Consider the following 21,775-nt stretch of genomic DNA (forward strand, 5'->3'; position numbering starts at 1 on the left):
CTCCAATGCGGGTCGTAATCGTCCTGCCTCCGGGATCGCGTTTTGACGTCAACCGGCCGACCTCCATCGAGACCGTGGTCCGGTCGCTGGGTGAGCACAGCCGTGATCGCGACACGCTCACCGTCATCTGCGACGAGGGCGCGGAGCGGGGCGACGCCCTGACAACCCTGGCCATCGCGCCGGAACGGTCGCCGGGCAAACGGGCCAGGGTGATCGCCGACCATATCGCGCGGCTGCAGCCGGACATCGTCGAGGTCCATCAGCATATGCCGAGTGCGGCGGCGCTGGCCAACCGACTGCGGACCCTGCCGGTCATCCTGTATCGCCACAACCTTCTGCCGCGCGCCGGAAACCCGCTGAAGCGCCTGCGCCACCGGCTGCGCGCCGGCCTGTTCGACGGCAACCTGTTTGTCAGCGAAGTCGGTCGGCGACAGTTCATCGATCGCTATCCGCATCTGACCGGCCGGGCCGTCGCCATGCCCAACGCCATCGATACAGCCCTGTGGTCCGCGCCCGTCGCCGGTCGTGCGCCCCTGATAGCCTTCGCGGGCCGGGCGGCGCCGGAGAAGGGTCTGGCGCCCCTGTGCGAGGCTCTGGTCTCCGTTCTGGATGCGCGGCCAGACTGGCGCGTCGATCTGGCGCTCGGCGACTGGGACCGGCACCAGACCTGGAGCGAGGCGCAACTGGCCCCGCTGGCGAGGTTTGGGGACCGCGTCACCGTGCAGCACGACGCCCCTCGTGACGTCGTTCGCGCTCTTTTCCAGCGGGCCGCCGTTGTCGTTATTCCCTCGCTCTGGCGCGAGCCCTTCGGACTTGTGGCGATCGAGGCTCATGCCGCCGGAAGCGCGGTGATCAGTTCGGGCATGGGCGGACTGGCGGAAGCCAGCGGCGATCACGCCCTCGTGGTGACGCCCGATGCGGACTTCCCGGCGCGGCTGGGCCAGGCGCTGTTGACGCTGATCGACGATCCCGTCGAGCGGGAAGCCATGGCCGCCGCAGGGCAAGCCTATGCCCTCAGGGAACACGACGCCCACGACCGCACGCGCGATCTGGACGAGACGCGCCGCCGGTTCCGGGACGCGGGCCCCGTCCGTCGCTGACCTGCCTTCCGTCCGTCATGATCCGGGCGTAGCGTCAGGGTCATGGCCGATGGATCACAGACCTTCCGCCCCTGGACGCCACCCCGGCCGCCGAAGCCGCTGGGGCTGATCCCGTTTCTGTGGATCAGCTGGCGCAACCCGCTGCTCATGTGGTCCGACCGTCACTTCCAGGAACCCCAGTTGCATGGCCGTGGGGCGCTGGGAGAGGTTCTGGTCGTCAGCCATCCCGAGGGCGTGCGGCACGTCCTGACCGAGAATGCCGCCAACTATGAGAAGGGAGCGCTGCAGCGTCGGGTGCTGGGTCCGATGCTGGCCGACGGCCTGTTGCTGACAGAGGGCGACGTCTGGCGCCGGGCGCGGCGCATCCTTGCGCCCTTGTTCACCCCGGCGCGGACGCTGAAGATGGCGGCGCGGATGGACGAGGTCTGCCGCGCCCGGGTCGAGGCCCTGCATCTGGAGCACGGGGCGCGGGTACTGAACATCGATTCCGAGATGTCGGGCCTGACCTTCGATATCCTGTCGGCGACCCTGTTCTCGGACGAGCTGGATGGAGACGCCCGGGGGTTCGAGACCGCGCTGAACACCTATCTGGCCGTCGGGGCGCGGATCGATCCGCTGGATGTGTTCAATGCCCCTAGCTGGATCCCGCGACTGGGCAAGACCGCCAGCTATCGTTCGGCGCGCTATTTCGAGCAGAGGGTCGGAGCGCTGGTGACGCGGCGTCGCGCACGGATCGAGGCCGGCGAGGCTGCGCCCGACGACCTGCTGACCGCCCTCCTCACCGCGCGCGACGAGGCCGAGGACGGAAAGGGGCTCGATGACCGTGAGGTCGCGGCCAATATCCTGACCTTCATCCTGGCCGGGCATGAGACGACGGCGCGGACGCTGGGCTGGGCCCTGCATCTGATTTCGCGCAGCCCAGCGGTGGCGGAGACGCTGAAGGCAGAGGCCGATGCTTTCGACATCGTTGATCCCAAATGGGCCGAGAGCTTGCCGTGGACGCGGGCGGTGATCGAGGAGGCGATGCGGCTGTTTCCGCCCGCTCCGACCCTGGCGCGGCGATCCATGGGACCGGATGTGGTCGGCGGCGAGGCCATCGGCGAAGGCTGTGCGGTGTTGATCTCGCCGTGGATCCTGCACCGGCACGAGCTCCTGTGGGACGAACCGGACGCCTTCCGCCCCGAGCGCTTCCTGCCCGGGAACCGCAAGTCGATCGACCGCTATGCCTACATCCCCTTCAGCGCCGGGCCCCGCGTTTGCATCGGCGCGGCCTTCGCCATGCAGGAGGCGATGATCGCCCTGACGACCCTGCTGAAGGCGGCCGAGATCGAGGCGATCACCACGGTCGAGCCGCATCCGATGCATCAGGTGACCCTGCGCAGCCGCCTGCCGATACACCTGCGATTGAGGCCGCGCCGGGCCTCGCCTGACGCTGCGGCGACCTGACGCAGAGCTGAAGCGCTACTGTCGCAAACCCGGCGTAGGGCGGAAACCTCAGCTGTTCAGAGGCCGCCCTATGACCCGTTTCGACCTGTCCCGCCGGGGGCTTCTGACCGCGTTCGGCGGCGGCCTGGCCCTGACCCAGACCGGCCCGGCCCTGGCCCAGGCAGTGTTCGAGACGAACCCCTTCCGGCTGGGCGTCACCGCCGGCGACCCCCAGCCCGACGGCTTCGTGATCTGGACGCGTCTGGCCCCCGATCCCCTCGCCTACGGCTCGGGCATGCCCAACCAGCCGATGGCGGTGCAGTGGGAGGTGGCGGCCGATCGCGGCTTCCGCACCGTCGTCCGCTCGGGCGAGGCCATCGCCCGGCCCGAACTGGGCCATTCGGTCCACGTCGAGGTCGAGGGGCTGGAGCCCGCCCGCGCCTATTTCTATCGCTTTACAGTGGGGACCGAGCGCAGCGGCGTGGGCCGGGCCAAGACCACGCCGGCCGTCGGCGCCGCCATGGACCGGGCGAAGTTCGGCATCGTCGGCTGTCAGCATTATGAGAACGGCTTCTACACCGCCCATCGCAAGATCGCGGCCGAGGATCTGGATTTCATCTTCTGCTACGGCGACTACATCTACGAAGGCCGCGGAAATCCGGTCTCCCAGACCGCCACGGGCCCGCAGGACAACGCCCGCGTCCATCAGGGCGGCGAGATCTACAGCCTGGACGACTATCGTCGCCGGTATTCGCAATACACGATGGACCTGGACCTGCAGGCCTCGCGCGCTTCGGCGGCCTGGTTCGCCGTCTATGACGACCATGAGGTCGATAACAACTGGGTGGGCGAGATCGATCAGGACGGCACCCCGTCCGAGGTCTTCCTGCTGCGCCGGGCGGCGGCTATGCAGGCCTTCTATGAGTTCATGCCGATGCGGAAGTCGGCCTTCCCGCGCGGCTCGTCGATGCAGCTCTATCGCCGGGCCCAGTACGGGAACCTGATGGACCTGAGCTTCCTCGACACCCGCCAGTTCCGTTCGGACCAGCCGTGCGGCGACCGGTTCGGCGCCAACTGCGCGGCCATCGATGCGCCGGAGGCCCAGATCCTGGGTCAGGCGCAGGAGGCCTGGCTGTTCAACACTCTCGACCGCTCGACCGCGACCTGGAAGGTGCTGGCCCAGCAGGTGATGATGATGGACCTGAACCGCACCTCCGGCGAGGGCTGGAGCGTCAACCCGGACAGCTGGGCCGGCTATTCGACGCCGCGTCGCCGGTTGCTCAAGCATATGCAGGACCGCCGGGTGTCGAACGCCGTGGTCCTGACCGGCGACGAGCACCAGAATTTCGCGGGCAACCTGTTCCTCGACGGCCGTCACCCCGAAGGCGATCCGATCGCCAGCGAGTTCGTCGGCACCTCGATCAGCTCGGGCGGCGACGGGGTGGACCAGAAGCCGGAATGGGCCGCCTTCATGGCCGCCAATCCGCAGCTGAAGTTCCTGAACAGCCAACGCGGCTATGCCGTCTGCGACGTGACTCCCGAGCGCTGGCAGACCGAGTTCAAGGTGCTGGACCAGATCCACGACCGCAATGGCGTCCTGACCACGCGAGCGAAGTACGCGATCGAGGCCGGCAAGCCGGGGGTGGTGGAGGCCTGACCTCGACCCCGGTCCCGCGACCGTTCGCCGCCTGAAGGGAACCTGTTCGAACGCCGGCTCTTGAGCCAGTGTCCGAACAGCAAGCTCGGGGCGAAGACCCCAAGGGAGAGACGCGCATGGACTATGTCGATGGCTTCATCATCGCGGTGAAGAAGGACAGGATCGAGGACTACAAGCGGATCGCGACCGAGAGCGCCGCCATCTTCAAGGAGCTGGGCGCCCTGAGCGTGGTCGAGTGCGTGGCGGACGACGTCCCGTACGGCAAGCTGACCTCCTTCCCCCGCGCGGTGATGGCGGAAGAGGACGAGATCGTCGTCTTCTCCTGGATCACCTATCCGTCACGCGAGGTCCGCGACGAGGCGAACAAGCGGATGATGGAAAACGAGAAGATGGCCGCCGCGATGAACGAGATGCCGGTCGACGGCAAACGCATGATCTTCGGCGGCTTCAAGCAGATCGTCTCCGCCTGAGAGCTCAGGTCCCAGCGAGGTAGGGGACGCTGTCGATCAGCACATAGCCGGGCGTGTTCTCGACGAAATGCCTGAGCCAGTAGGCATGGCCGGCGCCGTAGACGATCACGATCCGGTCGCCGGGCTTCGCCGTCAGCATGAGTTTCGAAAAGATCTTGGCGTTGCGTTCGTACCAGCCCGAGTTCAGTTCGGCGCCCGGCTGTTCGACGGCGTCGCCGAACTGAAGCAGGCCGTAATAGAGGTTCAGATTGCCGTTGACCGGATGGTTGCGGCGGTTGTTATCGGCCAGCAAGGCGCCGAGGGTCTCGGTGCGCTGGCGCGCGGACAGGTCGGCGACATAGGCGGCGACCGGGGCGTTGAGCGCCTCCAGCTCAGCCTCCTTGTGATGGGCCGTGACCCAGGCCATCAGCTTGTCGAAGGGGAAATAGTCGCGCTCGCCGTCGTCGGGCTGTTCGTCGATGGCGTAGACCCGTGTCAGACCCTCGAGGTTGGCCAGCCGATAGCCGATCTGAACCCGCTCATCCGCATCGGTCAGAAGGTCGGCCGGGGTGAAGGCGGGGTAGCGCTGGTCCAGAAGGGTCGCATTGTCCGCCGCGATCCGCTCGACGGCGACGGCGGTCGGGTGGAAGCGGCGCAGACCCTCTGCGACCGCGGCCAGTTCAGCCTGTTTGGTCGGGGTGGTCACCGGGTCGGCGACGACGTTGTTGATGTCCTGACCCGGATTGTCGAAGTGGAAGGTCCCGACGATCATCACCTGGACAGGCTCTGGCTTCGGCGCGGTCTGGGCGAGAGCGGCGGACGGCAGCGCCAGGGTGGCGACGGCGGCGAGGATCTTCAGCATGGAGGTCTCCGACAGGGTTTCTGTTCAGAGGCCCGGCTGTAGCCCGACGGATGCGCCGGACGGCATTAAGTTTCCGACAGGTCGCGGATCAGGGCGGCGCGATCACCCGCGAACAGGCGGTCGGCCAGGGCCTGGATCTCGCCCTCCACATAGGCCGAGCGGTCGATGGCGGCGTGATAGCGCTGGCGACCGTCCTCGCGCACCGAACGGACGGCCCCCTTGTGCATCAGCCGGTTGAGCAGGGTCTTGATGGTGGCGTCGCCCCAGGGCTGGACTGCCTTCACCTCATCAATGAGCGAGGCGAAGGAGAGCGGCCCCTTGCGCCAGAGGGCGGCCAGAACCTCGCTCTCGGCCTCTGTGACGGGGATGCGAGCCATCAGGCCTTGAGCACCAGACGGTCGACGCGAGCTTCGATGATCCAGTGGCAGATCACCGCGACGACACCGACGATCAGGCCGAGCATCAGAAGGAAGGCCACCTCGGCGAAGCCCGGAGCCAGAACATTGAAGGGCTGGGGCCCCATGTTCGACACTCCGATGAAGATCATCAGCAAGTTGTAGGCCGCGCCGAGCAAGCCCAGCAGCGGCGCGCCGAGACGCAGCGCCGACAGGAAGGTCGAGCCGCCGTTCAGATGCGGGCCGGACATCACCTTGCGCACGGTCACCACGACGGCGGCGATGAGGGCGATGACGAGGGCCAGCACGATGACCTTCGCCGGCGGGGCGGCGTTGAGGAAGACGGTGAGCGGGGTGATGGGGTCTGGAGCGGACATGGGGCGTTTCCGGGATATCTGTTCTGTTTGGAGGCGTCTGTGAAATTCAGGTGGGCTGCCGGTGCGACATCCAGTCGTGGGCGAAGACCGCCGCGACCGAGGCCAGAAGTCCCGCCAGAATCACCACCGCGATCTCGGCCAGACCCGGCGAGATGATGTGGAAGGGCGGCAGTCCGCCGTCATAGTTGATCCGCACCAGAATATTGGCGCCGAGATAGATGGCCACGGCCGCGGCGAACAGGGGCCCGCCGAGGCGCAGGCTGGACACGAAGGACTGGCCCCTCGGCGCCGCTTGCCGACGAAGGCGCGAGACACCCCCAAGGACCAGGGCCGTGATCGCCGCGATGATCATGAGCAGCAGGCACGCCCTGGCGATGGGGCCGGCGTCCAGAATGACCGAGGGCACCTTCTGACCGGTTCCGCCGGGATGGACGGCGTTCTGGGCCTGGGCGGCTGTGGACAGGAGCAGGACGGAAGCGGTCGCGAGGACGGCGGCGGAGCGAGACATCGAACCCTCTTGTAGATTACATTCGTAATCTTTGTGGATTACAGCCGTAGTCGAGTCAAGCGCTGTTCCTCAGATCGGCCGGTCAGCCCGCTGTCCAGCCGCCATCGACCATGACAGAGCTGCCCGTCATCAGGCTGGAGGCGTCGGAGGCGAGAAGCAGAAGGGGACCGGTGAGCTCCTCCATCTGACCCAGACGGCCGAACTTGATGCGACTCAGCACGAAGTCGCGCGTGCCCGGGGTGTCGAGGATCGGCCGGGTCAGGGCGGTCTCGATGAAGGTGGGGCAGATCGTGTTCACCCGCACGCCATGCGGCGCCAGATCAATGGCCATGCAGCGGGTCAGGCCTTCAAGGCCCCATTTCGAAGCGCTGTAGAGGGAGCGGCCGGCGCCGCCGACATGGCCCATCTGGGACGAGACATTGATGATCGAGCCGGATCGTCCGGCCTCGACCAGCCCCTTGGCCACCGCCTTTCCGACGAACAGGGCGGCCTTGAGATTGAGGTCGAGGACGGCGTCATAGTCCTCTTCGGTCACCTCGAGGATCGAGCGGATGCGGTTGGCGCCGGCGTTGTTCAGCAGGATGTCGAAGGGACCGCGCGCGGCGATCTCCCGCTCCACGGCGGCGATGTCGTTGACGTCGAGGGTGAAGCCCTCAGCCTGGAACCCGGCCTCGCGGATTTCGGCGACGCGATCATTCACGTCGGAGGCGGTGCGGGCGCACAGGGTCACGTGGGCGCCGGCCTGGGCGAAGATCGCCGCGCCCGCCGCGCCGATGCCGCGCCCTCCCCCGGTCACGAGGGCGCGCTTGCCGGACAGGCTGAAGTTGGGAAGGGCGGGAATCAGAGGCATGGCGGTCTCCTGAAAGGCCGCGCCAACCTCGGAGAGAAGTCGCTCCCGATCAAGACCGGGAACGCCGTGCGTCAGACCACCGGGATCGCCTGGCTGAGACGGCCGCCGACACGGATGGGCTCGACGCGCGTGGCCAGTCCCGTGCGGTCGTCGGTCTCGACGAAGACGCCGCAGATGGTCGCCGGGCCGTGGGCCGGGGAATAGCGGCCCTGCGAGATGCGGGTGGTGAAGCGCCGCAGCGGCTCTTCCTTCTCATTGCCGATGACGCTGTCGTAGTCGCAGCAGCCGCCAGCGTCGGTCTGATAGGCGGTGCCGGCCGGCAATATCTGGCAATCGGCGGTCGGGACGTGGGTGTGGGTGCCGACGACGAGGGAGGCGCGGCCGTCGCAGAAATGGCCCATGGCCATCTTCTCGGAAGTGGCCTCGGCGTGCATGTCGACGATGACGGCATCGGCGACGGCGCCTAGCGGTGCGGCGTTCAGCTCGCGGTCCACGGCGCTGAACGGATCGTCCATCGGGTCCATATGGATGCGGCCGAGGACGTTCATGACCAGGACGGTGCGGCCGCTGTGCGTCTCGAACAGGTTGGCGCCGGCGCCCGGCGCATCCATCAGCCGGGGGTAGTTGGCTGGACGGATCAGGCGCGGCTCGCGCACGATATAGGTCAGGGCCTCGCGCTGGTCCCAGCTGTGGTTGCCGAGCGTCAGGCAGTCGGCGCCGGCCATGAACAGCTCGCGCGCGGTGTTCTCGGTGATGCCGAAGCCGCCCGCCGCGTTCTCGGCGTTCACGACCACGAAGTCGAGCTTCAGGTCGCGCTTGAGGCCGGGGAGATGATCGCTGATGCCGTCGCGACCGGACTTGCCGATCACGTCGCCGAAGAAGGCAAGACGCATGGGTTAGGGGACCTTTCGCGCCGGGGTATAGCCCACCTCGGTCAGAACGCCATGCAGACCTTGATCGTGGGCCTGCATCGGCACGGCGTCGAGGCGCTGGCCGGCATAGGCGAAGCCTATGCGCACGGCCTCGGGCAGGACCGCGAAGGTGCGGTCGTAGAAGCCGCCCCCCTGGCCCAGCCGCCCGCCGAAGTCGTCGAAGGCCAGCAGCGGCGTCAGGATCAGGTCGGGAACGACGGTCGCGGCCAGCGGCAGGGGCGCAGGACAACCGGCGGCGTCCAGCTCCAGGGGTTCGCCTGGAATCCAGAGGCGAAAGATCATGGCCGCGTCGCGCTCGAGCACCACCGGGAGGCAAAGCGTCCGCCCCGCAGAGCGCAGGGCCTGGGCCAGGGCGTCGGTGTCGAGTTCCGAGCCGATGGCGCGGTAAAGGGCGACAACCTCGCCTGCAGGGAGGGTCTCCGCATGATCGGCGGCGCGTTGCGCGGCGAGCGGATCCGCTTCGGCCAGGCGTTTGCGGAGCGCGCGCATCGAGGCGCGAAGAGCGGGCTTGTCCGAGATCATCGCAACCGCGCTCAAGCAGCGAGCGACCGCGTCGCGAGCGGTAGCGCCCAGAAGGGAAGAGGTTGGCGGCGCCGGAATAGCCGTGAAGGACGGTTTGAATCCTCTCGAGCCTGGGTAGCCAGGTGGGCGCCATATACCCGGGTCCACGGACCCAGACAGGGACAGCTCCCTTCGAGTGAATTAAGGCCGCGAGGATATGTTGCCTTCGACGTGAGACCCAGCAGGACCCGCCGTCGATCAAGATAGGCTCTGAACGGGGCCGTCACAAGGCGGCCGCCGAAAGACCGTGATCAGATCGTCTGGACCAGTTTCTCGAGACGGGCGGCGACGGCGTTGAGGGCCTCGGCGACGCCGTCGGAGGCGACGCCGGGCGTCGGCGTCGCGGCCGGAGCGCCGTGCTGCAGGGTCAGCCGGGCTTCATGCAGCTCATCCGCCAGCAGCAGGGCGGCCATCAGGAACAGGCGCAGGTCGCCGACGTGGCCCACGTCGCCCGCCACCGAACGCACATGGCTGTCGAACTGTTTGGCCAGGATGCGGACCCGCTCCTCCTGACCGTCGGCGCAACCGACGGCGTAGGGGCGTCCATTGATATCGACGGTGACCGTGGCCATCAGTCCTCCGGCTCCTGATCGACCGACAACAGACCGCGAAGCTGATCAGCGGCGCGCGCGAGGGCGGCGGAAGCGTCGCGGCCAGCGGCTTCCAGCGCGGCGATCCTGGCGCGATCGACCGGGTCGGGTGACGCCGAATCGGACGGCGCGGACGCGAACAGATCGTCGTCGGCGATCGCCGGCGCCGAGGCGGGTCTCGCCTTCAGTTCCAGCACCTTGCGTTCCAGTGCGGCCAGAGCCCGGTCGACCCGTTCCCTGGCGGCGGTCGTGGCGTCGGCCATCAGTCGCATCCTCCAGATTTCTTATAGAACCTGCGGACGGCTCGGGGTAAAGCGGCGCAACCAATTTTAGGGCCTCCCCGCCCCAAACCTCTCGCCGAAAGGTCGTCCGAATGACCGACGCCAAAGCCGATTCCGTGAAACCGACCCAGAAGCAGATGGCCAACGCCATTCGTGTTCTGGCCATGGACGGCGTCGAAAAGGCGAAGAGCGGTCACCCGGGCATGCCGATGGGTATGGCCGATGTGGCGACGGTGCTGTTCTCGAAATTCCTGAAGTTCGACGCGAGCCGCCCGGATTGGGCCGACCGCGATCGCTTCATCCTGTCGGCGGGCCACGGCTCGATGCTGATCTACGCCCTGCTGCACCTGACGGGCTACAAGGCCGCGACCAAGCAGGAATTGTCCAACTTCCGCCAGTGGGGATCGAAGACCGCGGGTCACCCCGAGTATGGCCATATGGCTGGCGTCGAGGTCACCACCGGTCCGCTGGGTCAGGGTCTGGCCACCTCGGTCGGCTTCGCCATGGCCGAGCGGCATCTGGCGGCCAAGTACGGCGACGATCTGGTCGACCACCGCACCTGGGTGGTCGCCGGCGACGGCTGCCTGATGGAAGGCGTGTCGCAGGAAGCCATCGCCCTGGCCGGCCGCTACAAGCTGAACAAGCTGACCGTCCTGTGGGACGACAATGAGATCACCATCGACGGCAAGGTTTCGCTGTCGGACGCCACCGATCAGAAGGCCCGTTTCAAGGCCGCCGGCTGGGCCGTGAAGGCCGTGGACGGTCATGATGTCGACGCCATCAAGGCCGCGCTGAAGTGGGCGACGAGGCAGGACAAGCCGACCCTGCTGGCCTGCAAGACCAAGATCGGCAAGGGTGCCGCCACCATGGAAGGCAGCCACAAGACCCACGGCGCGGCCCTGGGCGCCGCCGAGGTCGCCGCCACCCGTCTGGGTCTGGGCTGGGACCACGATCCGTTCGAACTGCCGGAAAGCATCCAGAAGGCCTGGCTGAAAGTCGGCCGTCAGGGCGCCAAGCACCGCAAGGCCTGGGAAGCGCGCCTCGCCGCCTCGAAACAGGCCGCGGACTTCACCCGCGCCATGAAGGGCGACCTGCCGGAGACCGCCTTCGCCAAGCTGGACGCCAAGATCGCCGAACTGATCGAGACGAAGCCGGCCCAAGCCACGCGTCAGTCGTCGGGCGCCGCGCTCGACGAAGTCTTCGCGGCCATCCCCGAACTGATCGGCGGCTCGGCCGACCTGACCGGGTCGAACAACACCTTCGTAAAGGACACCCCGATCTTCGACGCCCCGACCTATGAGGGGCGCTATGTGAACTGGGGCATTCGCGAGTTCGGCATGGCCGCGGCCCTGAACGGCCTGGCCCTGCACGGCGGAATCATCCCCTACGGCGGCACCTTCATGGTGTTCTCGGACTACAGCCGCCCGGCGATCCGTCTGGGCGCCCTGATGGGCGTGCGCGCCATCCACGTCCTGACCCACGACTCGATCGGTCTGGGCGAAGACGGCCCGACGCACCAGCCGGTCGAGCATCTGGCGGCCCTGCGCGCCATTCCGAACCTGTACGTCTTCCGCCCGGCCGATACGGTCGAGGCCATGGAAGCCTGGAAGATCGCGCTGGAAACGAAGACCACGCCCTCGGCCATGTGCCTGTCGCGTCAGAAGACCCCCGCGGTCCGCACCGTCGCCTCGGCCGGGAATCTGACGGCCAAGGGCGCCTATGAGATCAAGGCCGCCAACGGCGAGGCCAAGGTCACCCTGTTCGGCACCGGCACGGAATTGGCCCTGGCCCTGAAGGCGGCGGAAACGCTGGAAGCCGAAGGCGTGGCGACCCGCGTCGTCTCGGTCCCCTGCTTCGAACTGTTCGAGCAGCAGGACGCCGCCTATCAGGCCTCGGTCATCGGCCGCGGCACGGTCCGCGTCGCCGTAGAGGCGGCGATCAAACAGGGCTGGGAGCGGTTCATCGGCGAGGACGGCGCCTTTATCGGCATGTCGTCCTTCGGCGCCTCGGCCCCGGCCGAGATTCTGTACGAGAAGTTCGGCATCACGGCCGAAGCCATCGTCGCCGCGGCCAAGGCCCGGCTGTGATCCACGGTCGCCGTCTGGCGGCGGCGTTCGGTCTGGTCGCGGGGCTGATCCTCGCGCCGGCCGTCCCCGCCCAGGCGGCGGACCAAACGGCGTCCGCGCCTCAGGTCGCCGAAACGCCGATCATCATCGGCCGCTCCTTCGCCCTGCCCTCGGCAGTGATGGGAGCGACCCGCGAGATCAACGTCTGGCTGCCGCCCGGCTATGCCGACAGCGGCAAGGCCTATCCCGTCCTCTATGTGCTGGACGGCGGGCAGGATCAGGACTTCCACCACATCTCGGGCATCGCCCAGCTGGGAACCATCGTCGGTACGACGCGCGACGTGATCGTGGTCGGGGTCGCCTCGGTAGATCGCCGCAATGAGCTGGCCCTGCCGACGACCAATCCGGAGTTGATCGCCCGCTATCCGACGCAGGGACAATCCGAGCGCTTCCGCCGCTTTCTCGGCGAGGAGGTCCAGCCCTTCATCGCGACGCGTTTCCGCACCAACGGCGAGACGGCCCTGATGGGCGAATCCTTGGCCGGGCTATTCGTCGTGGAGACCTTCCTCAAGGAACCGCAGATGTTCGGCGCCTATGTCGCCGTCAGCCCGAGCCTGTGGTGGGACGGCGGAGAGTTGGCCCGTCAGTCGGGCGCACGTCTGCGCGACCAGTCCAACGCCCCCCACACCCTCATCCTCACCCTCGGCGACGAGGGCGAGGAGATGCAGGCGCCGATGGATGTCCTGACCGCCAACCTGCGTGACCACGCCCTGCCCGGCGTGAGCTGGAGCTTCACGCCGCGCCCGAGCGAAAGCCACGCCACCATCTATCATGGCGCGGCGCTGGACGCGTTCCGGAAGCTCTATGCGGTTCCCGCGCCATGAGCCGTCTGGGCGCCGTCAGCCTGCTGGTCCGCGACTATGACGAGGCCATCGCCTTCTATGTCGGCGCGCTCGGGTTCGACCTCAGCGAGGACACTGACATGGGCGGCGGCAAGCGCTGGGTGCGGGTGACACCGAAGGGCGGGGGCGCCTCCCTGCTGCTGGCGAAGGCGACCAGCGAAGCGCAGATCGCCGCCGTCGGCAAACAGGCCGGCGACCGGGTCTGGCTGTTCCTGGAAACCGACGACTTCGCGCGCGACCATGCGGCCTGGACGGCGGCGGGCGTAACCTTCCGCGAGACGCCGCGGCACGAACCCTATGGCGTGGTGGCGGTCTTCGAAGACCTGTACGGCAACGCCTGGGACCTGATCGAACCGGCCAAAGGAGCCTGATCCATGAAACTCGGCACCCCTCTGTCGGATAGCGCGATCCGCGTCATGCTGCTGGGCTCGGGCGAGCTTGGCAAGGAAGTGGCCATCGAGCTGCAGCGACTGGGCGCCGAGGTGATCGCGGTCGACCGCTATCCCAACGCCCCGGCCATGCAGGTGGCGCACCGTAGCCACGTCATCCCGATGACCGACCCGCAGGTGCTGAACGGTGTTATCATGGCCGAGGCCCCGCACATCATCGTGCCCGAGATCGAGGCCATCGCCACCGACGTCCTGGCCCATATCGAAGCGGCGGGCATGGCCGTGGTCATCCCGACGGCCCGGGCGGTGCAGCTGACCATGAACCGCGAGGGTATCCGCAGGCTGGCGGCCGAGGAGCTGGGTCTTGCGACCAGCCCCTTCGCATTCGCCGGATCGGCCGAGGAGCTGGCGGCGGGCGCCGAGACCGTGGGCTACCCCTGCTTCGTCAAGCCTGTGATGTCCTCGTCCGGCAAGGGCCAGTCCTTCGTCGAGAACGCCGATGAGATCGCCGACGCCTGGGCCTATGCCCAGTCGGCCGGGCGCGTGGACACGGCGCGGGTCATCGTCGAGGGCCGGATCGATTTCGACTTCGAGATCACCCTGCTGACCGTGCGCTCGCTGGGCACCGACGGTCAGGTCCGCACCGACTTCTGCGCCCCGATCGGCCATCGCCAGGTCAAGGGCGACTACGTCGAGAGCTGGCAGCCGCAGGCGATGAGCGACGCGGCCCTCGCCGCCTCGCAGGACATCGCCGGCAAGGTGACGGCGGCTCTGGGCGGGCTCGGCGTCTTCGGGGTGGAGCTGTTCGTGAAAGGGGATCAGGTCTGGTTCTCGGAGGTGTCGCCGCGGCCCCACGATACGGGTCTGGTGACCCTGGCCACCCAGACCCAGTCCGAGTTCGCCCTGCACGCCCGCGCCATCCTCGGCCTGCCGGTTGATGTCAGCCAGCGCGAGATCGGAGCCAGCGCCGTGATATATGGCGGGATGGAAGCGGTCGGGATCGCCTTCGAGGGCGTCGCCGAAGCCCTGTCAGTGCCGACCGCCGACCTGCGTCTGTTCGGCAAGCCCGAAGCCTTCGAGCGGCGGCGGATGGGCGTGGCCACAGCGCGCGGCGCGACCACCGACGAAGCGCGCGACCGGGCTCGCGAAGCCGCCGGCAAGGTCAGGCCGGTTCGAGGCTAGGCGTCTCTGCGGCGGCAGGCTCCGGAGCCGGCTTCGGCGCCAGGAGCACGGCGACGGCGGCTTCCAGCGTGGGATCTCGGCCCTGCCTCAGTTCTTCCAGCGTCGGCGCCGTGACCACGTCCGGCGTCACGCCGCTATGCTCCAGCGTGACCCCGGCGGCGGTGCGGAAGCTGCGAATGCCGATGCTGAGCATGCCGCCGTCCGGCAGGTCGAAATGGCGTGAGGCGACCACCGCCCCGGCCGACTTCGAACCGACCACCGGACCGCGCCGGCTCTCCTGAATGGCGGCGGCGAAGAGTTCGGCCGCGCTGGCGGTGCGTCCCGAGATCACGACGGCCAGCGGTCCGGTCCAGGGCGTGCGCCAGCGGCCGGTCTTGCGCACGCCACCGAAGATCGGGCCGGAATCGATAATGCCGTAGGCGGTCGGCGCGGCGAAGAAGGGCGACAGGATGCGCCGCAGCTCCCAGGCGTCGCCGCCGCCATTGCCCCGAAGATCGATGATGATGCCGGGCGGTGGATCGGCCTGGGCAGCGGCCAGCTGGGTCTGCACCCATTCGCGGCTGGGGCCGTCGAAGCTGTTGAAGGTGATCACCAGCACGCCTTCGGGCGTGCGTTCGACATAGCCCACCTCGCGCGGCAGGGGCGAGGCGGCGAAGGTCGCGAAGTGCGGCTGATCCTGCGCGTCCGTGAAGCCCCACCGATGCTCGCCCTCCAGATAGGAGCCAGTGAGGACGAAAGGCTCGCCATCGACCGTATCGACGCGCCAGCCCGGCTGAAGACCTGCCTCGGCCGCCGGACCGTCGGGCCGCACCCGGTCCACGACGAAGCCCTCACCGGCTCGGGCCAGAGAGAAGCCGAACTCCAGCCCCTCGCCCAAGCGACGCTGACGGGTCAGGCGATTGGCGTAGGGCCGGATGGCGTTGGTGTGCTTGTCGCCGAGCTCGGCCAGCACCCCGTTCAGGCCCCGGTAGAAGCCGACCTCGTCGGGACTGGCCACGACCTCGGCGCGCTTTTCCGTCGCCTGTTCAAGCCAGTGGCCCCCGAGCGTCTCACGCTGATAGTGCTGCTCTGACACCGCCTTGACCACAAGATCATAGACTTTTGCATTGAGCGCCAGCCGCTCGGGCGAGGCGTCGGCGACGGCGGCGACCTCGGGCACGCGCCGCTCATTGGCGCCGGGCAAGGTCGCGCAGGCCCCGAGCAGGACCAGGGCTATGCCGAGGGGCGCGGCCAGTCGCTTCGAAATGGAGGAAAGCCGCCCGTGCATGGGCTCAGGCTAGAACGGCGACGCCTGTACCGACAAGGCCTGAGCGCCCCCGCCCACGGCGACGTTACTCTGCCTGAGAGTCGTGACAGCGGCGTCCAGAGCCGGGTCCGGGGCAGTGGCGGAAACCGGTTCGTCCGCGTCACCGACGGTAATGTCAGGCGCGACGCCACGCTTCTCGAGCCGCACCCCACCCCGGGTGACGAAGTCCGAGCGGCTGAGGGTCAGACGTCCGCCGTCCGGCAGGCGGCTGTCCTGTGAAATCAGGACGGCTCCGGCGGTCTTCTCGCCGACGATGACCGCCCGACCGGCCTCCTGCAGAGCGGCGGGGGTCAGTTCGGCGGCGCTGCGGCTGGAGCGGTCGACCAGCACGGCCAAGGCGTTCGACGCCGGGGCGTCGAGGGTTCCGCAGCCCGGCTGGACCCGTAAGGTGAAAGCGCGGCCGTTGCGCGAGGTGCGCGTGGCCCAGACCTGTCGATCGGGCAGGAAGCAGGACAGGACCGCATCGGCTTCCATCAGCAGACCGCCCGGGTTGGCTCGCAGGTCGAGAACCACATCGGTATCGGCGGGCAGGTCGGCCAGTTGATCGCCCATCCAGTCACCGAGGCCAGGTTCGAAACCCTCGACCCGCAGCACCAGCACGCCGGGACGCGACCGGTCGGCGACGAAGGCCGGCAAACCATCCATCTCGCGCGGCATGACGGTGACGTCGTGGAGGGCGCCGACGTCGTCGATGAACCGCAGGGCGATGGCCTGACCGTCGACGACGTCGAGGTCGGGGCTCCAGACGTTGTCGTCCGGACGCAGCCGCCAGCCGACGCGAACGCCCGCCTCCTCGGCCGGAGAGCCGGACCGGACGCGCTCGATCCGATAGACGCCGTCGTTCTCGGGATAGAGGGTCACGCCCATGACCGGATGGCGTTCGCGCAGCAGGTCCTGACGGCGGACGGCGGCAGGCGGGGCGACGCCCGCGTGGTCATCGTTGAGCAGATCCAGCATCCGGTCGAGGACGCGATACAAGGCGCCGTCGCTCGTCGCGGCCAAGGCCTGAGGCCGATAGGTCACGCGCACCGCGCGCCAGTCCAGGCCGTGGATCGAGGGGTCGTAGTAGTCGCGCTGGACCTCGCCCCAGACCTGATCAAAGACGAGCCGGTTCATCCGTGCCCGGTCGCGGTCCGGCGTCGTCGCCGGAACTGAGGCCGGGGCGGGAAAGGCGGCCGGGATCGCGACCTCTCCCGCGCGCACCGGACCAACCGTCAGCAGGCTGAGCGCCGCCACCGCCGGAATCAGCCGCCGATACAAAGCTTTGCTGGACAGCGCCCGGACATGAGAAAGGGTGGCGGAGATCATCCCCGCCACCCTATGCCGCGATTGCGGCTCTTCTCAAGCGTGATGCCGAACTTGTCAGTCGGCGTCCTTATTCGGCAGAGGTGTTCATCCGGCGCGTGAAGACGTGGACGCCGCTCTCGCCCTTCTCGCCGCTTTCGAGATAGCCCGAATGGTCGGCGTCCATGCGCTGGAAGGCCTCGCGCAACGGCGCCAGGAACTCTTCCTCGCTGACCTTGCCGTCGTGGTCCTTGTCCAGATCACCGGGGCCTTCGCCAGGACCGCCGATGCGGTCGATCTGGATGCGGGCGCCCGGAGGCGGCGGGGGCAGGTCGCCGTCGGCGCCGTCGCGACGGATCACGACCACGCGGCCGTCGCCGCCCATCGCACCGCTGAACAGGGCGCCTTCCGGGCCGCCGCCGACGTGGACGCGAACCGGTCCGCGACCGAAGCCGCCGGGGCCGCCGGCGCCACCGAGCACGGTGATGGCCGCCGCGCGCCCCTCGGCGAACTCCTCGGTGGAGATCTTGCCGTCGTGGTTCTTGTCGAGGAAGTCGAAGGCCTGGGTCTGGGGCGCGGTGAACTCGTCGCGGGTGACGAAACCGTCGCCGTTCTTGTCGAGCGCCGGGCCGCGCGGACCCGGGCCATCAGGGCCGCCGGGACCATCCAGGGTGATGACGCGCACTTCCCGATGGATCCCTTCGGCGGGAACGGGCGGCGTCTGGGCGAGGTCGGGGGCGGCGTCAGGACCGGCGACGATGCCGGCGAGGATCATGGCGATAAGCATTCGTGATGTCTCCGTTCTGGACGCCGTCATCGACCATGTTCGGCTTGCACGGATATTTCAGAACCGCATGGATTTGTTTCATCGCTGCAATGATGCGATGCATCAGCATCGGCATAAGGCGGCCATGCTCATGGAAATCCCCTCCCGTATCCTTGTCGTCGACGACGACCCCGGCATCCGCGAAGTGCTCTGCGACTACCTCGGTCAGCACGGCTATGAAGCCAGCGGCGCCGCGTCCGCCTCCGAGATGGACCGCGCTCTTGCCGCCAGCTCCATCGACCTGATCGTGCTGGACCTGATGATGCCCGGCGAAGACGGCCTGTCGGTCGTGCGGCGGCTCGGCGGCAACGGCCCGCCGATCGTCATGCTGAGTGCGATGGGCGAGGACACCGACCGGATCGTCGGCCTTGAACTGGGCGCCGATGACTATCTGGCCAAGCCCTGCAATCCGCGCGAACTGCTGGCCCGGGTGCGCGCCGTGCTGCGCCGTCCGCGCGACGAGGAACTCCCCACCGGCGGTCCGGCCCTGACCTTCGCCGGTTGGCGCCTGGATCTGATGCGCCGCGAGCTGACTCGGCCGGACGGCATTCTGGTGAGCCTGTCGGGGGGAGAGTTCGCCCTCCTGAACGCCTTCGCCGAGCGGCCCGGCCGCATCCTGACGCGAGACCAGCTGCTGGAGGCGGCGCGCGGCGCCGACGCGGATGTCTTCGACCGCGCCATGGACGTGCAGATCAGCCGGCTGCGCAAGAAGCTGGATGACGGCTCGGGTCTGGAGATGATCCAGACCGTGCGTGGCGAAGGCTATCGCTTCGACGTCAAGGTGACCCGCCGGTGAAGCGACCCTCATCGCTGCCGGTGCTGGTGTCCGTCGGGGCGCTGGCCGCCTTCGCCGTCGTCATGTCCCAGGCGGTGGCCTTCGCGGTGATTGTTCTGGCTCCGGAACCGCCCCCGGCGGGCTACAGCCTGGCTTCGGCCGTCGCCGCTCTGCAGGGACAACCGGCGAAGACGATGGACGGCCGCGTCCTGATCCGCAAAGTCGGCGATCATCCGATCGCCGTCGACGCCGATAATGACCGGCGCCCGAACGACCCGCTGGTGACCTTCGTCGCCGCGGGACTGGCGCAACGGCTGAAGACGCCGGTCGAGAATGTCCGCGTGCGCATCGAGCATCGCCGCCCGCCCTTCGGCATGGGTCGGCGACGGAACGGTCCGGGTCCGTTCCAGGGTCAGGGTCCCGGCCCCGGGATGGGACCGGGAATAGGGCCAGACGGGCGACCGGCCTTCGCAGGCAGCCAGACCAGTTTCGTTTTCGTCAGGCCGGATGGAACGCTGCCGCCTCGGGAGGCCGGCGCCCCTCCTCCGCCCCGACCAGCCGCCGATGGCGGCGCGATCACCTCTGCGGAAGTCTCAACCCACGTCACCATTCGCCGTCAGGGCTTCGCAGGGACTGCGGAGACGGCGCGTTTCAACATCATCGCCGACCGGCTGAATTTCGACCCCTTCTCGGCCTCGGTGAAACTCCCCGACGGCCGGTGGGCCACGGTGGAGCCGCCCCGCAGCCTGATCTCCCCATGGCAGATGCGACTGCTGGTTTCACTGCTGATCTCGATGCTGATCCTGGCGCCGATCGTCTGGCTGCTCGCGCGGCGTTTGACCCAGCCGATCCGGGTCTTTGCCGAAGCTGCAGAACGCCTCGGCGCCGACCCCGATGCGGAACCGCTGAAGCCCACCGGCCCCACCGAGGTGCGCACGGCCATTGGCGCGTTCAACGACATGCAGGCCTCGCTGCGCGATCACATGCGCAAGCGGACCCAGACCATCGCCGCCATCGCCCACGACCTGCGCACGCCCCTGACGCGGATCCGCTTCCGGGTCGAGCAGGCGCCGCCGAAGCTACGCGACCGGATGGTCGCCGATGTCGAGGAGATGGATGCCCTGATCGGCCAGGCCATGGCCTTCGTCCGGGGCGAAACCCAGGCCGACCGGCGCGAGCCGCTGGATCTGGACGCGCTGGCCCGCCACTGCGCCATGGGCTTTTCGGAGACCGGCGCCGCGGTGACCTTCGATGGCGGCCGCGCCCTGTCGGTCGAGGGCGACCCCGCCGCACTGCGCCGGGCCATCGCCAATCTGATCGAGAATGCGGTCAAGTTCGCCGATGCCGCCCGGGTCCGCACCTTCCTGTTGGACGATCAAGCCGTGATCTCTGTCGAGGACGATGGTCCCGGTTTGGCCGAAGAAGAGCTGGAGACGGTGTTCGAGCCCTTCGCGCGCGGCGAGCGGTCACGCAATCGAGAGACCGGCGGCGCGGGCCTGGGCCTGTCGGTCGCGCGTCAGGCGGCGCGCAGTGCGGGCGGCGACGTGACCCTGATCAACCGGCCCGAAGGCGGACTGACCGCCCTGCTGGTTCTGCCCCTGAAGACGGAGACGATCTGATGCGCGCCTTCACGACTGTGCTGCTTCTGCTCGCGACCTCGTCGGTCCCGGCCCTGGCCCAGACGCAAGGTCCGGGACCGGCGTCAGCGAATGCTCCTTCGGTGGCGGCCCGCGCCCCGCGCGATACGGTTCAGGCCGTAGCGGCCCGGATCCGCGACCTCTACTTCGACCCGACCCGCGCAGACGCGATCGCCAAGAGTCTGGAGAGCGCCGCCGCCGCCGGAGAGTTCGACGTCCTGACCGATCCGCGCGATCTGGCGACAGCCCTGACCGTGCGCCTCAGGCCTCTGGACGGGCATTTCGACGTCGTCTTCGATCCCGGGCTCGGCGACGGACCGCCCATGCGCGGTCCGGGCCCAGGTCCGCAAGCCGGACCGCCGCCCGGGCCACGCCCGGTGAACCCGGCGGAGGCGCGCGGTCACTACGGCTTCCGGGGCGTCCAGATCCTGCCGGGCAACATCGGCTATATCGACCTGCGCCAGTTCTCGGAGATCGATTTCAACGATCCAAAGGATCCGGCCCGGGCGGCGGCGGATGCGGCCTTGACCTTCATCGGCGGGACGGATGCGGTGATCTTCGACCTGCGCGACAACGGCGGCGGCGCGCCGTCGATGGTCGGCTATCTGACCAGCGCCTTCACCCCGGCCAACGCTCCGATCTACAACGTCTTCCACAGCCGCGAGGGGACCGAGAGCGAGGCGCCCGAGGTCTATCACGCCGATCCGCGCCTGACCGTGCCGGTCTATATTCTGATCAGCGCCCGCACCGGCTCCGCCGCCGAGGCCTTCCCCTATACGATGCAGGCGGCGCGGCGGGCGGTGATCGTCGGAGAGGCCAGCGGCGGAGCGGCCAATCCCGGTGGAATGGTCCCGGCCGGGGCCGGCTTCGCCGTCTTCGTGTCCATGGGCTCGCCAGTCAATCCGATCACCGGCGGCAACTGGGAAGGCGCTGGCGTCAAAGCCGACGTCCCCGTCGCCTGGGACAAGGCGCTGGATACGGCCCATGCCCTCGCGCTGGAGAAGATCATCGCCGCCGACGCGGATCGAACCGACGCCGCATGGGCCCTCGAGGCGCTGCGTTCGCAGGATCTGCCGGCCGAGTTGGCGGTCGATCTGGCGGACTATGTCGGCGGCTATGGCGACCGGGCCGTCACGGCGGAGGGCGGACGTTTGAAAGTGGTTCTGGGCCGTCGTCCCCCAACCTTTCTCGCGCCACTGGGCGACGACCTGTTCACCGTCGTGGGCGATCCCGGCCGACGTTACCAATTCCTGCGTGGCGACGACGGCAAGATCATGGGCTTTGAGGCCATCGGCGTCAGCGGCCCGCCCCAGAGGATCCGCCGCACCGCCTGACAGCGGTTTCCGCGTCATCAAGCGTCACAGTTCATCACGCGATGTTACGCCCGCGGGGTTGATCCTCGTGCGCGAGAGCCCCATTGA

General features: G+C 68.4%; 23 protein-coding genes and 1 other RNA gene. 11 read left to right on the plus strand and 13 right to left on the minus strand.

The annotated features are described in order from the left end of the window. Positions 1-5: 5 nt before the first annotated feature. The 4 genes from AC07U0_RS06815 (at position 6) to AC07U0_RS06830 (ending at position 4,652) form a co-directional block, all read left to right on the plus strand. Positions 6-1,100, plus strand: coding sequence for a glycosyltransferase family 4 protein (locus AC07U0_RS06815; RefSeq protein ID WP_494719282.1), 1,095 nt, complete (start codon positions 6-8; stop codon positions 1,098-1,100). Between the two features lie 42 nt (positions 1,101-1,142). Then, positions 1,143-2,546 (plus strand): cytochrome P450, encoded by a 1,404-nt coding sequence (locus AC07U0_RS06820; protein WP_494719283.1) that lies wholly within the window; start codon positions 1,143-1,145, stop codon positions 2,544-2,546. Positions 2,547-2,616: 70 nt separating this feature from the next. After that, the gene (locus tag AC07U0_RS06825; protein WP_494719284.1) at positions 2,617-4,182 is read left to right on the plus strand and encodes an alkaline phosphatase D family protein; all 1,566 of its coding nucleotides are present in this window, start codon (positions 2,617-2,619) and stop codon (positions 4,180-4,182) included. Positions 4,183-4,298: 116 nt separating this feature from the next. After that, positions 4,299-4,652 (plus strand): DUF1428 domain-containing protein, encoded by a 354-nt coding sequence (locus AC07U0_RS06830; RefSeq protein ID WP_494719285.1) that lies wholly within the window; start codon positions 4,299-4,301, stop codon positions 4,650-4,652. Between the two features lie 4 nt (positions 4,653-4,656). Here AC07U0_RS06830 and AC07U0_RS06835 read toward each other — a convergent pair whose 3' ends face one another. From AC07U0_RS06835 to AC07U0_RS06880, 10 genes are all read right to left on the minus strand, one after another. Then, positions 4,657-5,493, minus strand: coding sequence for a DUF5694 domain-containing protein (locus AC07U0_RS06835; protein WP_494719286.1), 837 nt, complete (start codon positions 5,491-5,493; stop codon positions 4,657-4,659). 65 nt (positions 5,494-5,558) lie between these two features. Next, entirely contained in the window at positions 5,559-5,870 is a 312-nt protein-coding gene (locus AC07U0_RS06840) for a BlaI/MecI/CopY family transcriptional regulator (protein ID WP_494719287.1), read from the minus strand. Beyond that, a complete protein-coding gene (locus AC07U0_RS06845) occupies positions 5,870-6,265 on the minus strand; it encodes a MotA/TolQ/ExbB proton channel family protein (RefSeq protein ID WP_494719288.1) in 396 nt (131 codons plus the stop codon). Before AC07U0_RS06845 ends, AC07U0_RS06840 begins: the two co-directional genes overlap by 1 nt. 46 nt (positions 6,266-6,311) lie before the next feature. Then, complete coding sequence (locus AC07U0_RS06850; protein WP_494719289.1) at positions 6,312-6,773, minus strand: hypothetical protein; 462 nt, start codon at positions 6,771-6,773, stop codon at positions 6,312-6,314. 82 nt (positions 6,774-6,855) lie between these two features. Then, positions 6,856-7,623 (minus strand): SDR family NAD(P)-dependent oxidoreductase, encoded by a 768-nt coding sequence (locus tag AC07U0_RS06855; protein ID WP_494719290.1) that lies wholly within the window; start codon positions 7,621-7,623, stop codon positions 6,856-6,858. Between the two features lie 71 nt (positions 7,624-7,694). Then, on the minus strand, positions 7,695-8,516 hold the full coding sequence (locus AC07U0_RS06860) for a TIGR00282 family metallophosphoesterase (RefSeq protein WP_207870804.1): 822 nt from the start codon (positions 8,514-8,516) through the stop codon (positions 7,695-7,697). Positions 8,517-8,519: 3 nt separating this feature from the next. Further along, positions 8,520-9,077 (minus strand): 5-formyltetrahydrofolate cyclo-ligase, encoded by a 558-nt coding sequence (locus tag AC07U0_RS06865; RefSeq protein ID WP_494719291.1) that lies wholly within the window; start codon positions 9,075-9,077, stop codon positions 8,520-8,522. A 64-nt stretch (positions 9,078-9,141) separates the two neighbouring features. Next, positions 9,142-9,304: non-coding RNA, 6S RNA (gene ssrS / locus AC07U0_RS06870), on the minus strand. A 63-nt stretch (positions 9,305-9,367) separates the two neighbouring features. Further along, positions 9,368-9,688 (minus strand): cell division protein ZapA, encoded by a 321-nt coding sequence (gene zapA / locus AC07U0_RS06875; protein WP_494719292.1) that lies wholly within the window; start codon positions 9,686-9,688, stop codon positions 9,368-9,370. Next, on the minus strand, positions 9,688-9,969 hold the full coding sequence (locus AC07U0_RS06880; RefSeq protein WP_494719293.1) for a hypothetical protein: 282 nt from the start codon (positions 9,967-9,969) through the stop codon (positions 9,688-9,690). Before AC07U0_RS06880 ends, zapA begins: the two co-directional genes overlap by 1 nt. Positions 9,970-10,079: 110 nt before the next feature. Between AC07U0_RS06880 and tkt the strand changes: the two genes are divergently transcribed. From tkt to purT, 4 genes are read left to right on the plus strand one after another with little or no spacing between them, the layout of a single operon-like run. After that, positions 10,080-12,074 carry a transketolase gene (gene tkt, locus AC07U0_RS06885; RefSeq protein ID WP_494719294.1) on the plus strand — a complete coding sequence of 665 codons (1,995 nt, stop codon included), beginning with the start codon at positions 10,080-10,082 and terminating at the stop codon, positions 12,072-12,074. Further along, positions 12,071-12,937, plus strand: a complete 867-nt coding sequence (locus tag AC07U0_RS06890; protein ID WP_494719295.1) for an alpha/beta hydrolase — start codon at positions 12,071-12,073, stop codon at positions 12,935-12,937. Before tkt ends, AC07U0_RS06890 begins: the two co-directional genes overlap by 4 nt. Beyond that, positions 12,934-13,326, plus strand: coding sequence for a VOC family protein (locus tag AC07U0_RS06895; RefSeq protein WP_494719296.1), 393 nt, complete (start codon positions 12,934-12,936; stop codon positions 13,324-13,326). The genes AC07U0_RS06890 and AC07U0_RS06895 overlap by 4 nt, the downstream gene beginning before the upstream one ends. A 3-nt stretch (positions 13,327-13,329) precedes the next feature. Then, entirely contained in the window at positions 13,330-14,526 is a 1,197-nt protein-coding gene (purT, locus tag AC07U0_RS06900; protein ID WP_494719297.1) for a formate-dependent phosphoribosylglycinamide formyltransferase, read from the plus strand. On the opposite strand, the gene AC07U0_RS06905 is transcribed toward purT, so the two are convergent. From AC07U0_RS06905 to AC07U0_RS06915, 3 genes are all read right to left on the minus strand, one after another. Beyond that, positions 14,507-15,793: a S41 family peptidase gene (locus AC07U0_RS06905; RefSeq protein WP_494719298.1), complete on the minus strand. Its 1,287-nt coding sequence runs from the start codon at positions 15,791-15,793 to the stop codon at positions 14,507-14,509. The two genes, purT and AC07U0_RS06905, sit on opposite strands and share 20 nt — an antisense overlap. A gap of 9 nt (positions 15,794-15,802) precedes the next feature. Next, positions 15,803-17,140, minus strand: coding sequence for a S41 family peptidase (locus AC07U0_RS06910; protein ID WP_494719299.1), 1,338 nt, complete (start codon positions 17,138-17,140; stop codon positions 15,803-15,805). A 67-nt stretch (positions 17,141-17,207) separates the two neighbouring features. After that, positions 17,208-17,903: an EF-hand domain-containing protein gene (locus AC07U0_RS06915; RefSeq protein ID WP_494719300.1), complete on the minus strand. Its 696-nt coding sequence runs from the start codon at positions 17,901-17,903 to the stop codon at positions 17,208-17,210. Positions 17,904-18,033: 130 nt separating this feature from the next. Here AC07U0_RS06915 and AC07U0_RS06920 point away from each other — a divergent pair, with 130 nt between their 5' ends. Genes AC07U0_RS06920 through AC07U0_RS06930 form a run of 3 tightly spaced genes read left to right on the plus strand, consistent with a single transcriptional unit; the run spans position 18,034 to position 21,688 of the window. Then, entirely contained in the window at positions 18,034-18,738 is a 705-nt protein-coding gene (locus tag AC07U0_RS06920) for a response regulator (protein WP_494719301.1), read from the plus strand. Then, complete coding sequence (locus AC07U0_RS06925; protein WP_494719302.1) at positions 18,735-20,336, plus strand: ATP-binding protein; 1,602 nt, start codon at positions 18,735-18,737, stop codon at positions 20,334-20,336. Before AC07U0_RS06920 ends, AC07U0_RS06925 begins: the two co-directional genes overlap by 4 nt. Next, positions 20,336-21,688 (plus strand): S41 family peptidase, encoded by a 1,353-nt coding sequence (locus AC07U0_RS06930; protein ID WP_494719303.1) that lies wholly within the window; start codon positions 20,336-20,338, stop codon positions 21,686-21,688. The genes AC07U0_RS06925 and AC07U0_RS06930 overlap by 1 nt, the downstream gene beginning before the upstream one ends. Positions 21,689-21,775 lie beyond the last annotated feature (87 nt).

Source organism: Brevundimonas sp. GW821-FHT02A10, from assembly GCF_059422025.1.

Excerpts from the sequence above, each read along its gene's own strand:
- AC07U0_RS06815 (WP_494719282.1), top strand. The coding sequence starts at position 6 with ATGCGGGTCGTAATCGTCCTGCCTCCGGGATCGCGTTTTGACGTCAAC.
- AC07U0_RS06820 (WP_494719283.1), top strand. The coding sequence starts at position 1,143 with ATGGCCGATGGATCACAGACCTTCCGCCCCTGGACGCCACCCCGGCCG.
- AC07U0_RS06825 (WP_494719284.1), top strand. The coding sequence starts at position 2,617 with ATGACCCGTTTCGACCTGTCCCGCCGGGGGCTTCTGACCGCGTTCGGC.
- AC07U0_RS06830 (WP_494719285.1), top strand. The coding sequence starts at position 4,299 with ATGGACTATGTCGATGGCTTCATCATCGCGGTGAAGAAGGACAGGATC.
- AC07U0_RS06835 (WP_494719286.1), bottom strand. The coding sequence starts at position 5,493 with ATGCTGAAGATCCTCGCCGCCGTCGCCACCCTGGCGCTGCCGTCCGCC.
- AC07U0_RS06840 (WP_494719287.1), bottom strand. The coding sequence starts at position 5,870 with ATGGCTCGCATCCCCGTCACAGAGGCCGAGAGCGAGGTTCTGGCCGCC.
- AC07U0_RS06845 (WP_494719288.1), bottom strand. The coding sequence starts at position 6,265 with ATGTCCGCTCCAGACCCCATCACCCCGCTCACCGTCTTCCTCAACGCC.
- AC07U0_RS06850 (WP_494719289.1), bottom strand. The coding sequence starts at position 6,773 with ATGTCTCGCTCCGCCGCCGTCCTCGCGACCGCTTCCGTCCTGCTCCTG.
- AC07U0_RS06855 (WP_494719290.1), bottom strand. The coding sequence starts at position 7,623 with ATGCCTCTGATTCCCGCCCTTCCCAACTTCAGCCTGTCCGGCAAGCGC.
- AC07U0_RS06860 (WP_207870804.1), bottom strand. The coding sequence starts at position 8,516 with ATGCGTCTTGCCTTCTTCGGCGACGTGATCGGCAAGTCCGGTCGCGAC.
- AC07U0_RS06865 (WP_494719291.1), bottom strand. The coding sequence starts at position 9,077 with ATGATCTCGGACAAGCCCGCTCTTCGCGCCTCGATGCGCGCGCTCCGC.
- zapA (WP_494719292.1), bottom strand. The coding sequence starts at position 9,688 with ATGGCCACGGTCACCGTCGATATCAATGGACGCCCCTACGCCGTCGGT.
- AC07U0_RS06880 (WP_494719293.1), bottom strand. The coding sequence starts at position 9,969 with ATGGCCGACGCCACGACCGCCGCCAGGGAACGGGTCGACCGGGCTCTG.
- tkt (WP_494719294.1), top strand. The coding sequence starts at position 10,080 with ATGACCGACGCCAAAGCCGATTCCGTGAAACCGACCCAGAAGCAGATG.
- AC07U0_RS06895 (WP_494719296.1), top strand. The coding sequence starts at position 12,934 with ATGAGCCGTCTGGGCGCCGTCAGCCTGCTGGTCCGCGACTATGACGAG.
- purT (WP_494719297.1), top strand. The coding sequence starts at position 13,330 with ATGAAACTCGGCACCCCTCTGTCGGATAGCGCGATCCGCGTCATGCTG.
- AC07U0_RS06905 (WP_494719298.1), bottom strand. The coding sequence starts at position 15,793 with ATGCACGGGCGGCTTTCCTCCATTTCGAAGCGACTGGCCGCGCCCCTC.
- AC07U0_RS06910 (WP_494719299.1), bottom strand. The coding sequence starts at position 17,140 with ATGATCTCCGCCACCCTTTCTCATGTCCGGGCGCTGTCCAGCAAAGCT.
- AC07U0_RS06915 (WP_494719300.1), bottom strand. The coding sequence starts at position 17,903 with ATGCTTATCGCCATGATCCTCGCCGGCATCGTCGCCGGTCCTGACGCC.
- AC07U0_RS06920 (WP_494719301.1), top strand. The coding sequence starts at position 18,034 with ATGGAAATCCCCTCCCGTATCCTTGTCGTCGACGACGACCCCGGCATC.
- AC07U0_RS06930 (WP_494719303.1), top strand. The coding sequence starts at position 20,336 with ATGCGCGCCTTCACGACTGTGCTGCTTCTGCTCGCGACCTCGTCGGTC.